Here is a 12,620-nt window from a genome sequence, read left to right as displayed (position 1 = left end):
AAAAGCCTGCTAATCGCATTCCTCCGAATGCGTCAGCAGGCTTTTTCCTATGCAGCCGATCCTCATTCTAACTACAGCTGACGGTTAGATCCGGTTCTCCTTTAACCAGCCGATCATTTTGCCGCACCACTCCGCGTAGCTGCGCTCGAAGCCTATTCCCATTTCGATAACCGCGACTGTTGAGAACAACGGATGGCCGCTAGATAGCTCACCTTCCCCTTCCCGGAATGAAGCGGCTCTCTTGGACAGCTCCTCCTGACGCTTTTCATGCTCTTGCCTTTTGGCTTCGAGCTGCGGAATGAGATGCTCTGACGGCACCAGCCAGGAGTTGTACTGCTTCAGCAAAAATTCATCCCAATCTCCAAGCTCGCTCGGTTCCATAACCCACGCCTTCAGACGTTCCAGGCCCGCCTCCGTAATCTTATACACCTTCCGAGCCGGCCGATAGGATTCCTTCTCATGGGCTTGCAGCTGCACGGCCCCTTCCGCTTCCAGCTTGGCTAACGTCGGGTACAGCTGATTGTTGTTCATTTTGTAAAAGTTATTAATCCTGCTGTGCATTTGCTGCTTCATATCATACCCGCTTAACGGCTCACGCGCCAATAAGCTTAAGAGTACATATTGAATGGTGCTCATTAAAATGACCTCCTCAAAAAATAAGTTATTTTTAACATAGGTTATCATTGACATATTAAAACATATGTTATAAGTTAATATTAACCTATTACGCGGTTGCGAACAACCGCCATCTCTAAGGAGCGATGTGGATATGAAGCTTATTTTTAATGACCAGACCTTTTCATTTGAACTGTTGAGAACCCTGAGCTACGCCCCCTATGGAGGAGCCGATATCGGCGAATGCCTGCTCACTGCCTACCGCATTCAAGAAGGAGATTTTGAGAGCTGGTACAAGGAGTGGAACGCCACCGCAGAACGAATTCATGCTTTGGCAGATGCCGCTCTCGCAGACGGACAGCGGGTAAGCGCCCGTGAGGCTTATCTCCGTGCTTCCAACTATTATCGTACCGCCGAATTCTTCTTGCATGGTGACCGTCAGGATCCCCGTATTTTGGCAGCATGGGGGAACAGCAGGGACACATTCCGGCAGGCCGCTCGTCTTATGGATGCTCCGGTGGAGGAAGTGCTCATTCCCTATGAAGGAACCCACCTGACCGGTTACTTCTATAAGGTAGATGGGTCCGATACGCCCCGTCCGACTCTCTTGATTCATGGCGGGTACGATTCTACCGGAGAGGAGTTGTATCTTGGAGGGGCGGCAGCGGCCATCCAGCGCGGTTATAACTGCCTTACGTTCGAAGGTCCCGGTCAAGGCTCGGCCATCCGGCTTCAGCAGCTTCCGTTTCGTCACAATTGGGAGAAGGTCGTTACGCCGGTCGTCGATTACCTGATTACCCGGCCTGATGTGAATCCGCATCAGCTTGCCCTGATGGGCATCAGCTTCGGAGGCTACCTTGCCCCGCGCGCTGCGGCGTATGAACATCGGCTTGCCGCATGCATCGCCAACGACGGCCTCTATACCTTCCGGTTCAGCGAGATGGCACGGCCATTTATGAAAGGCAGGGACGATGTATCCCCGGCCCATTACGAGGAGGTCATAACCGAAGTGATGAAGCGGCATACCGGAGTAAGGTGGGCGGTGGACAACGGCATGTTTACATTTCAGGCGGATTCCTTGCTGGAGCTGGTTGAAAAAACGGAGCCTTGCTCGCTGGAGGGCGTTGCGGAGCAGATTGTTTGTCCTACGCTGGTATGTGAAGCGGAGGCCGATCATTTCTTTGCCGGGCAGCCCGAGAGGCTCTATCATGCGCTGACCTGCCCGAAAACGTATATGAAATTTACGGCGGAGGAAGGCGCTGAAGAGCATTGCCATTTCGGGGCACTGCAGCTGTTCAACCATCGGATATTCCAATGGCTGGATGAAGTGCTTCATATCCGTTAATCCGCTCCGAACGTCGGGCTTGCCCCGGCCATACCCGGATGTACTCCGGTGATGATATATGCCAAAGAGCTCCTGCCTTCACGCAGGAGCTCTTCCTATTCCTTCGGCCGATCCTCATACAGATGCGGCCGCTATTTATTTTATGGCTGTTGATTGCCCCATTTCATTACCCACTTGTCCATTTCCTTCAGTGCCGTCTGGAAATCAATTCCCTTCTCCGTCAAAGAATACTCCACCGTGACCGGTACTGTCGGAAACACTTCACGGCGCACCACTCCGGTCTGCTCCAAATGTCGCAGTGTATCCGTCAAGGATTGGGTTTTCACTATGGCGATATCCCTTTGCAGCTGCTTAAACCGCCTTGGCCCTTTATACAGCTCGGCAATAACGAGAAAGGCCCACTTGGCGCCGAGAATCCGAAGCACCTCGCAAATGTTGGAGCCTGTCGGTTCGTTGTCATGTGCACTTTCCATCCCTGCACCTCACTTACTTAAAGTTAGTTGATCCAGATAACAGGACAATATCCAAATATTTTGCCTTCTTTCATTATTATATTGCTCTCCTTATAATGTCAATCAAGGAATCGTCATGAAATTCCGAATCATCAAGCAGACATGTGCTAGCCATGCCGCTTATGCTGCCACAGCATCCCATAAATAAGTACCGAAAGGATGGACAATATGAATCGCTTATCCTTATATCTTCTTTCCATAGGCGCCTTCGTGACAGGGACCTCCGAGTTGATCGTCGCAGGCATTTTACCGGCCATAGCCGATGACCTCGGCGTTTCCGTTGCCTTGGCCGGACAGCTTATTACGGTGTTCTCCCTTTCCTTTGCCATAGGAACACCCGTTATCGTTGCATTGACCAACCGCATCCAGCGCAAAATAGCCCTGTTAGTTTCCCTGGCCTTATTCTCTATTGGCTGCCTATGCTCCTTTATGAGTCCCGGATACGGCTTTTTGCTTGGTTCGCGGATTGTTATTGGACTTAGTGCAGGAGTTTACACTGTCATTGCTTTCGGCTCCGTCGCCAAGCTGGTTCCCCCGGAAAAGACGGGCAGCGCTATCGGCATGATCGCCCTCGGAATCAGCAGTGCAATGGTCCTGGGAGTCCCGTTAGGAGTCGTCATTGCCAAATGGTGGAGCTGGCAGGCCATTTTCGCCTGGCTCGCCGGAGTTAGCCTGCTGGTCATGCTCGGCATGCTTTGGCTTCTTCCCCGCATCGAGGGGGATGCCCCGGCATCATTCGGGCACCAATTCCGAGTGCTTAGAAACCCCGTTATTGCGAGCGGATTATTCCTGTCCCTGTTCATGACTACGAGCTGCTCACTTATGAATACTTATTTAACGCCGTTTTTACTCGATATTCTCCATCTACCATCTGCTTCTCTGGGGCTCATGTTATTCGCTTTGGGAGTATCCGGTGTTATTGGCTCCCGGGTCGGAGGAAGCAGCGTCGATCGGTGGGGCACCAAACGGATAATATCCATCTGCCTGACGGCAATCATTGTGTCACTCGCGCTGCTTCAAGCGCTCCATTCTTCATGGATGTCAGGAATCAGCCTCATCCTGATTTGGATGCTTGCATTATCCATGCTTGTACCGGCGATTCAAACGTACTTTATTCAACAAGCTCCACTATCGTCCAATCTGGTCCTTGGCTTCAATACCTCGATCCTCCACCTAGGCGTAGCGGTCGGTGCGGGTGTCGGCGGATTGGTAGTCCATACCGTCTCCACCGTGTTGTATCATCCTTGGCTTGCAAGCTGTATTGCAATCATCGCTTTAGCTATAGCCGCCCTCTCCTTTGCCTTGAGCAAAAAAAATAAACCGGCAAGTCACGAATCCGTGCTGCCTCATACAATAGAAAGGGGATGAAGCCGCCGACATCATATTGTCGGTTGGAGGGCGGGGACACCTCCCCCCCACTCAACATATTTCGACATCCAAGTCTGCATCATGTCGTTTTCATACGACGTTGTTCGCCCTTTTTCGACTGGCTGCACTGTTACTGGCATAGCTTGCGAAAAGCGGTGGGTGTCAGCCCCTCGCTCCTCTTGAATATTTTAATAAAATAGCTGGGATGGTCGAACCCGACCATTTCCGCTATGCTCTTAACCTCCAGATTCTCTGCCTGTGACAGCAGCTCCTTGGCCTTCTGAATGCGAATTCGGTTAAGATATTCAATCGGCCTTGTCCCCAACGTCTGCTGAAACAATACGCAGGTATAAGGCATCGAAACCCCCAGCTGATCCGCCAGATCCTGCAGCGTGATAGTTCTGTTATAATGCTGTTCAATGTAGCTCAATGCCGGCTGGATCATTTCATAATATTCATCTGACGATTCATGGCACTCAAATTGGGATGAATAACGGTGCAGATCGAGCAGCAGACCATATACCGCCTGGGAGCAGTCGTGGCTGGGAGGCATCCTCTTGGCGCTGAAAAGGGCATAGATCTCCTGAATCCGGCCTAATAGTTGATCCGGTTGTTTAATATCCAGCACGGTAGATTCATGAAAATGAAGCGTTCTCAAAATATCCTTGGTCAATCGGCCTTGGAATTCAACCCATTGAACCGACCATGGAGACTCTACAGGATAATAATGATGCGGCACCGATGGAAACAGCAGCATCCCCTGCCCCTTGGATACGGTTATTTCCTTGTCTGCGAGCTTAAGCACCCCTTTGCCGTCCACGCATTGAACCCACTGAAATGTTGGAAGGCCATTTTTTCTCAATACCTCCGGCTGGTTCTTCCATCCCCCGATAGACGCTATATAGAGAGGCAAATGCACGTCTACTTCCGTCGGCGTATTCCATATTTTCCGGATCAGATTCATGTTCACTTCTCCCAATAACAGTTTAATATTGTTATATTATCACAAAATAGTCTGATTGATTCCATAAAATACTAGATGTTATTATGATACATGTCAAAAGGATAATCAATTTAAATATTTAAACTACAAGAGAAATAAAATGAAAGTAACCCTACAATAATGGGATAATATGTAAATTTTATAACGCGTTATCGCTATGACTTTCCTGCTTAGATTATAGGTTTACAAGCATGATATTTTTGCAAGCGCTTTACTTTTTTCGACTTAATTCTACTTTCGCATATTCAAAAACTAATACTAAACTACTCTGTCCCTTCTATCGAAGGACCTACTGGATACCCCACACTACATGATCTCTTGCCCGATGTGAATCCAAATACCTAAGGAGCGAGAGCATGCGAGCTCATCATTGCCATCCGACATAACGGAACCAAAGCCATTTATTCCAGCAGCGATGAGATGACTCCCATTTAGCTTTTTTTCATTGTAAGCGCTAACACTATGGATGATCAAGGAAATATATGTATTTGTTCAAAAAAAAAAAAATAAGATGCATGTGACATTTCTAATGCACCGCATGCACTTTATTATAAATAGCTTCAAATGTAAAAAAACAAATAAAGAGAGAACATTTTTGTGGTACGAGTGGGTTCAATACAACAAAAACATGTTATGGAGGGGCAGCAATGAAACGTATTATTTCAACCGTCATCTCATTATCCATGGTTTTCGCGATGGTACCCGGTATCGCAGGAGCAGCAGACGCTCCCAAGGATTCTTCTTCGTTCAGCGATTTGAAAGACCTCGATGCCGCTTCGAAGGCCAAATTCGATGAGATGCTGAAAGCAGGCATATTTGATGGAGTGCAGGATGGCTTGTTCGGTCTGAAGGACAAAATGACACGCGCCCAATTTGCCAAGGTCGCTGCACAGATCTTTCAGTTAAAAACGGACATGACGTTAAAAACCTCAAGCTTCACCGATGTGTTATCAGATGATCCGTCAAACGGATATGCATTGCCCTACATAGAGGCTATTTCCAAAGCCGGTATTACCGACGGAGTCGGAGACGGGCTGTTTAACCCCGGCGGACAAGTTACCAAGGAGCAGCTGGCGGCTTTTCTGATCAAGGGCTTGAAGCTCGACGCCAAACTAAAAGAGACCAAAGGCGTTCAGGACGATACCGTATCGGATTGGGCCAAAAGCTATGTTGCTCTGGCTCTGGAGAACAAGCTGATGTCTAACGGACCCGGCGGAAAATTCGAAGGCAGCTCTCCTGCTACCCGCGATTTGCTGGTCCTCTCAGCCTATGAGGCCCGCAAGCTGAGTGCGGCCTCCAAGATTGAAACAGTGACGAAGGTTTCAATAGAGAAAGCGGAGGTTACCGGCGCCAAGACGATTACGGTTACGCTGAACGGTGCAATCGCCGATACGGCCAAGCTAAATGCGACGGTAAGCCGTGGTTCGACAGCCGTTCCCGCTGCTGTAAAATGGAGCGAGACCAAACACCAATTCGCTATTGTAACGGAAAGCACCATGAATGAAGGCACCTACACCGTGAAGCTGGAAGCGGTAAAAGACGGAGGATTAACCGTAGACAAGGGCAAGGCCGACGTCACCGTTCAGAAGGAAACCATCACTACGATTGATTTCATCTCGGCGTCCGATACGATCGCCCAAGGGAACAAAATCACCGTTTCCTTCAAGGCGGTCAACCAGTACAACGAGCAGTCCGATCAGCCTGCTTCGCGCTTCGATATTCGAACCAGCCCGGATTTGACCGTTCAATCTTCACCCAAAGATCAAACGTTCAGCATTAAAATCGACGATTCCTTCGACCGTAACGATAATATAATCTTTACGATTTCGGATCCGGACAAAGCAGTGCATGCCACTAAAAACTACCGGGTCGGGGATAGACAATCCGTCGCCAAAATCGAATTAGGCAAACTCATTTTGAAGGGTACCAAGAAAAAGCTGGAGGCCGGCGATTCCGCAACTCTCGAGTACAAAGCCTACGATCAATACGGCTTTCTGGTAACGGATCTTCCAACTTTACGCAAGGAAACCATCACCTATGTTACAGGAGCTGATGCACTTGAGTCCGGTACGATTTCGGAAGACAGTGTTCGGGTGGATAAAGGCTTCGGCTTTTTCGAGGATGAAGACAATGACGATAGACCGGATTTGAAAATTAACACGGCTCATATCGACTCCAGATCAAAATCAGCAGACCAAGAAATGACCCTGGCTGTAACAGCGAATGCATCAGGCCAGACAGCGACGACAAAAATTGTCGTAACCCCATTAAATGTTCCTTATGACATCAGCTTCGGCAAGCTTAGCGCTACTACGCTCGCATGGGGCGACGACGATGCCTACCTGCCTATTGAGGTTAAAGATAAATCAGGGAATGTGCTCAGCACGGATGATGTCCTTCAGTTTGTTAACGATATCCGGGTTTATAGCACCGGCACAGCAAGAGTCGATATAGACTCGAGAATCGCCACCGAAGGTGTAGCTAAGGGCAAGATTAGAATCGGCGGGCTTAAGGTGGCCGACGAAGATACGCGCAAAGCCGGAACCTTGAGTATTGAAGTTGTTGTCGGCAATTCGGATCAGAAAGCAAGCTTTAACACAACGGTATCGGAAAAGAGACACCCGGAGCAAGTCTACGTTTCGTCCGAGCCAAAACCAAAGATGCTTCCTTCGATGACGTCCTTTGGCGTATCCACTAACAATATGCTTGTGGAAAATAAAATGAAGCTTAAATTCAAAGACCAGTATGGAGAGGATTTTGACAAAGACTATTCTGGCTATGAAGTGGATCTTAGCTTGAAGCGCACTGGCGGGACAGTTACTAATGCAGTCTACTTCTCCAAGGGCTCCTTCACCGGTACGCCAACATGGGTGCTGGCTGCAGACGAAGCATCATCCAAATATACAAGCCAGCTTACGTTTAAGGGTGATGACACACGTGCCGAAGGCTACAGCGCTCCAAGCACAAGCATCAAAGCCATCAGAGACACCGATCTTACCTTTACACCGATTCCAGGTGACACTAACGAGGCAACCTATCAAATGACAGCCAAGCTGTATAAAGTAGATGCTAAAAATAGTACCACCCGTTCAGAAGTTTCAACCGTTACACGCACCGTTGATCTCCTTCAAGCCAAGGAAGCTGATAAATTAAAATACTCGCTTAAAGCATTTGCCAATGGGCTTGTGGCAACTGATGAGCTTGACTTTAACACGTTTGCAAGCAATCCGTCAGCAAGTCTGGCTCCATTCACACTACCTATCGTTAAAGCGCCTGCAACCGATATTGACGTTTTAAAAGGTTACTTCGCTGGAAAAATCGAATTGTCGGCTACCAATAATTCGAATGAAAATGTAGCGCTGCCTAACAACCTGATTCAGCAAATTAGTATAAGTGGAGGAGCAGCTGTCCCTATTGCAAAAATCAAAGTCGATTCATTTAATTTTGACGCTTATGGCATTATGGGGACCAAAGAAGGAACAGCAGATGTAGCAGTCACCTTCCTCCCTTCAAATGTTACAGGTACTCGCATTGCTTCCCTAACCAAAATTCCTGTCAAAAAGGAATATCCGGCGACAGCCTCTCTGACAGCCGGGGAAAACGGCAAGGCCAAAGAAGTCTGGCTATCCTTGCTAAACAATCTGTCTCTCCACTCTGGGGATTCTGCAGTGAATGGTCAAACTCAACGCAAAAAGACATTCGGCGATTTGAAGCTTAAGGACCAATACGGCTACACCGAGTACAAAAACTACGGCGTCTACCGTTCCGCCGACTTCTATGGCACAAAATTTGCAATCAGCAACGCCAAATGGTCCGATCCTGCTAACCCGGGTGTGCTCCGCATCGATGTCGACACCAAAGCAGGTACAGGAGTTTATGTCTACGAGCCAGGTCCAGGCGGAAGCCGAATCATCTCCTTCACGGCCACTGTGTTTAGCGGAAACAAATCGCAATCGGTGGATGTGTATCCGGATCCGGAGCATTAATACAGAGACTCATTTTGCAATATTTGTAAAATAAGCCAAAAAACTCATCTACTCAAACAAGGTTGGTTGTATCGCCAAATAGTGCATCAAAAAAAGCGTCCTGTTCTTTATTGACAGGACGCTTCTCATTAAATTTTACGCTGACTCAACCGTTTTACGCGATTCTGTAATCCGCTTGGTTTGAAGGACCAGCATGATAAAGTGCAGGAAAAAGACTCCCGAGATAATATAAAATACGACCGGTATCCCCATGTTGCTGGCGACGACGCCTCCGAACAGAGAACCCAGGACGTTGCCTAACGAATTGGCGCTTGCATTATAGGAAAAGACGCTTCCCTGAATCGTAGACGGAGTCAGGCTCCGCAGCAACGAGCTGATCGAAGGAATCAAGCCGCCTACGCATAGCCCGGATAAAAACCGCGCTCCCATTAAAATCCACGGATTGGATATTTGCGCCTGTGGAATATACAACACCGAAATCATGAGCAGCGAGCATAGCAATACAATAAAGTGCCCGTGCCGATCCCCGAGCCTTCCCAGAATAGGAGCGGCAATCATCGTCCCCAAAGCGCTCGAGGCAAAAATAAGCCCCGCCATGATTTCAACATGGTTCTCGATATGCATGCTCTTCACATAGAGCGTGATAATAGGACTGATACTTTGAAAGCTTGCAGCGATAAGAAAGGTCGAAATGAATAACGTTAATATCGCCGGCTTGTGCTTCATGACCTCTTTCAAGCTCGTTCTCTCTGGCTTCTTCTCACCCGATGCCTTCCATTTCAAATCGCGAAAATGGAATTTGGCATACTTTCGCGTCTCCTTGACACCGAACAAAACGAATACGGCTGCAATAAAAATGAAAAAGCCTGTGAAAAAGAACGAATTCCTCATTCCCAGCCATTCGGCCATCACACCGCCAAGCAGAGGGCCCAGCAGCTGCCCGGAAACCTGGCCGGTCTGAAGCGTGCCTAATGCTTTGCCTACTTGCTCCTTAGGAGTCTCAATAGCCATCAGAGCGACCGCACACGTCGAGAACCCTCCCATAGTGCCAAAAAGAGCTCTAAGCAGCAGCAATTGCATCGGGGTATGAACCAGCCCCATCGCTGCGATAATGATTGCGAGCCCGAAGCCCGAACGGATCATGGTTACTCTCTGGCCGTACTTATCCGAGAATTTCCCCCAAAAGGGAGATACGATGGCGATCATCAAATGATTGACCCCAAAAATCATGGCGGCCCATAGAGCGGCCTGCTTCACATCGTGAATGCCGAGCTCCTGAACATACAGCGGCAAAAATGGAATAATCATTCCGATCCCGACGGAGCTGAAAAAAGTACCGAACCATAAAATGAACAAATTGCGCTTCCATGCTTCCATCCCGGATAGACCTTCTTTACTAGTAAATTGTGCAACAACCCTCTGGAATGCACTAGCCATAAGGACTATTGTTAGATTACTCCCAAAGAACGAAAGAAACCATGGATTTCCATGCTGTGAAACATGTACTATCTTGCTTTTTCTCGGGTTACAGAAAATAGCCGGAAGCCTAATGCTTCCGATTAGATATTTCTGAAATCCACCCTTGACGAACATCCAATACAGTGGTACCATCCTAAATATAATTATTCATATGTATTTAGTCGGTTTTAAAATGGTCTACCGGTCAACTGGAGACTCCTTCCCCTATCTATGGGGCAGGAGTCTTTTTTATTCCCCTAACCGAAGGAGTGTTATTCCATGGCAAAAATAGCTGTTATCTCTGGAAGCCCGTCTGCCAGCTCCCGGCTGAACGGTGTACTTCGCAGCATTGAATCGTCTCTGCTTGCGGAAGGACTGGAGCTGGATTGGATTGAGGTTCGAAGTCTTCCGCCGGAGGATCTGATATTTACGAATTTCCAAAGCCCTGCTATTGTCAAGGCCAATGAAATTATAGCCAACGCAGCTGCTGTCATTGTCGCAACCCCCATCTACAAGGCGTCCTACACAGGTGTAACGAAGACCTTCCTGGACTTAATTCCGCAGAAGGGACTGGAGGGGAAAATCATTCTTCCCGTTGCCATAGGCGGTACGATCGCCCATCTGCTTGCGCTGGATTATGCCCTCAAACCGGTTCTTGCCGCATTGGGTGCAAAGCTCCAACTGTCTGGCGTGTATGCGCTCGATACCCAGGTAGAGCGCCGTGAAGACGGTACCTTTGGACTGGCCGATGAGCTGGAGCAGCGCCTAACGGCTTCGATCGGCGAATTCGTTCAGGAGATACGACATCGTCTATCGTTCAGTCCCCTCGCTTGATGCTTAAAACACTGGCAAATATCAACATCATCCATACCGTCCATAAGCCGATTGGATAACCAAAGGCTTCCAGCTGTCGCCCTATCGAGGTTCGACAAGTCCGGAAGTCTTTTATTATTTCATCAGACGAGGGGGAACCAATTATGACGACAACCCAAAGAGAAATGCATCTTAATTTATTCCTTGTCCCCGCCGGGCACCATGAGGGTGCCTGGAGACATCCGGATACGGACGCGAGGCAGCTGATGCAATTCGAGCATTATCAACGGCTGGCTCAAAAAGCGGAGCAGGCGAAATTCGATTCGCTATTTATGGCGGATCGTTATTCCGTCTCCAAGAAAGGCGTTGCCTATGGAGCGTTGACGGGACTTGAGCCGCTTACGCTGCTCACAGCCCTCTCCGTAGTTACCAAACGGATAGGCCTCATCGCCACCGTGTCCACCAGCTTCAACGAGCCCTTCAATGTCGCCCGCCGCTTTGCTACGATCGACCATTTAAGCTCAGGGCGTGCCGGATGGAATATCATCACTTCCGGAACCGACGAGGAAGCGAGAAACTTCAACTTCGACCGAATTCCCGGCCATGCGGAGCGATACGAACGGGCGTCAGAATTCGTCGAGGTAGCCACCCGCCTATGGGATAGCTGGGAAGACGATGCGCTCGTGCTTGATCAAGCGTCCGGTACTTACGCAGACAGCAGCAAGGTGCATGAGCTTCACCACAAAGGACGGCACTTTTCCGTTGAAGGCCCGCTCAATGTGCCTCGCTCGCCGCAAGGGCGGCCCGTCCTTGTTCAGGCAGGCTCCTCGGAGGACGGACGCCATTTTGCCTCGGCCGTCGCCGACGCCATTTTCACCGCTCAGCAGACACTCACTGATGCTCAAGCCTTTTATTCGGATGTGAAAGCCCGCGTCCGTCAACAAGGCCGCAATCCCGAGCACGTGATCATTTTACCCGGCATCTGCCCCATTATCGGGGAAACCGAGTCGGAGGCCAAGGAAAAAGAAGCGATGCTCCATGAGCTGACCAATCCGAAATACAGTCTGCTCCAGCTGTCCAACCGGGTAGGCTTCGATTTGACGGCCTATCCTCTGGACGAACCGCTGCCTGAAATTCCCGAAACCGTGCTGGCACGAGGGCATCAAAGCCGGGCGCAGCTCATTATCGAGCTTGCGCGCACCGAGAATCTGACCCTGCGCCAGCTGCTCCTGAGGCTTGCCGGAGGACGCGGTCATCGCACCATTGCCGGTACGGCCAAGCAAATTGCCGATGAGCTGGAGGTCTGGTTTACAGAAGGGGCTGCCGACGGCTTTAACATCATGCCCCAAGTTATGAAGGGCGGCCTGGACGATTTCATCGACCTGGTCGTTCCGGAGCTACAACGTCGCGGATTGTTCCGTACCGAGTACAAGGGGCGTACGCTTCGCGAGCATTACGGCTTACCTCATCCGCATCCTTCATTCACTGCTCAGCCACAACTTCAATAATCACTGATCCGG

General features: G+C 49.4%; 9 protein-coding genes. 5 read left to right on the top strand and 4 right to left on the bottom strand.

Translation table 11 applies throughout. The features are described from left to right. Window positions 1-84: 84 nt before the first annotated feature. Window positions 85-636 carry a PadR family transcriptional regulator gene (locus tag ABEA66_RS03575; RefSeq protein ID WP_079912624.1) on the bottom strand — a complete coding sequence of 184 codons (552 nt, stop codon included), beginning with the start codon at window positions 634-636 and terminating at the stop codon, window positions 85-87. A 133-nt stretch (window positions 637-769) separates the two neighbouring features. Between ABEA66_RS03575 and ABEA66_RS03570 the strand changes: the two genes are divergently transcribed. Next, a complete protein-coding gene (locus ABEA66_RS03570) occupies window positions 770-1,960 on the top strand; it encodes an alpha/beta hydrolase family protein (RefSeq protein WP_345586092.1) in 1,191 nt (396 codons plus the stop codon). A gap of 140 nt (window positions 1,961-2,100) precedes the next feature. Here ABEA66_RS03570 and ABEA66_RS03565 read toward each other — a convergent pair whose 3' ends face one another. Beyond that, window positions 2,101-2,433, bottom strand: coding sequence for a winged helix-turn-helix transcriptional regulator (locus tag ABEA66_RS03565; protein ID WP_345586090.1), 333 nt, complete (start codon window positions 2,431-2,433; stop codon window positions 2,101-2,103). Between the two features lie 207 nt (window positions 2,434-2,640). On the opposite strand from ABEA66_RS03565, the gene ABEA66_RS03560 reads away from it, so the two are divergent. Beyond that, window positions 2,641-3,840 carry an MFS transporter gene (locus ABEA66_RS03560; protein ID WP_079912627.1) on the top strand — a complete coding sequence of 400 codons (1,200 nt, stop codon included), beginning with the start codon at window positions 2,641-2,643 and terminating at the stop codon, window positions 3,838-3,840. A gap of 130 nt (window positions 3,841-3,970) precedes the next feature. On the opposite strand, the gene ABEA66_RS03555 is transcribed toward ABEA66_RS03560, so the two are convergent. After that, window positions 3,971-4,804 (bottom strand): AraC family transcriptional regulator, encoded by an 834-nt coding sequence (locus ABEA66_RS03555; RefSeq protein ID WP_079912628.1) that lies wholly within the window; start codon window positions 4,802-4,804, stop codon window positions 3,971-3,973. 686 nt (window positions 4,805-5,490) lie between these two features. On the opposite strand from ABEA66_RS03555, the gene ABEA66_RS03550 reads away from it, so the two are divergent. After that, on the top strand, window positions 5,491-8,829 hold the full coding sequence (locus tag ABEA66_RS03550; RefSeq protein ID WP_345586088.1) for an S-layer homology domain-containing protein: 3,339 nt from the start codon (window positions 5,491-5,493) through the stop codon (window positions 8,827-8,829). A 135-nt stretch (window positions 8,830-8,964) separates the two neighbouring features. Here ABEA66_RS03550 and ABEA66_RS03545 read toward each other — a convergent pair whose 3' ends face one another. Then, window positions 8,965-10,206, bottom strand: coding sequence for an MFS transporter (locus ABEA66_RS03545; RefSeq protein WP_345586086.1), 1,242 nt, complete (start codon window positions 10,204-10,206; stop codon window positions 8,965-8,967). A gap of 360 nt (window positions 10,207-10,566) precedes the next feature. On the opposite strand from ABEA66_RS03545, the gene ssuE reads away from it, so the two are divergent. Together ssuE and ABEA66_RS03535 are read left to right on the top strand one after the other, a co-directional pair. Further along, a complete protein-coding gene (gene ssuE / locus ABEA66_RS03540; RefSeq protein ID WP_345586084.1) occupies window positions 10,567-11,121 on the top strand; it encodes an NADPH-dependent FMN reductase in 555 nt (184 codons plus the stop codon). Between the two features lie 143 nt (window positions 11,122-11,264). Further along, window positions 11,265-12,608, top strand: a complete 1,344-nt coding sequence (locus tag ABEA66_RS03535; RefSeq protein WP_345586082.1) for an LLM class flavin-dependent oxidoreductase — start codon at window positions 11,265-11,267, stop codon at window positions 12,606-12,608. Window positions 12,609-12,620: the final 12 nt, after the last annotated feature.

The organism is Paenibacillus vulneris (assembly GCF_039543185.1).
GTDB lineage: Bacteria > Bacillota > Bacilli > Paenibacillales > NBRC-103111 > Paenibacillus_S > Paenibacillus_S vulneris.
Note: the sequence above shows the minus strand (reverse complement) of the source record. Positions and strands in the feature narration are given on the sequence as shown.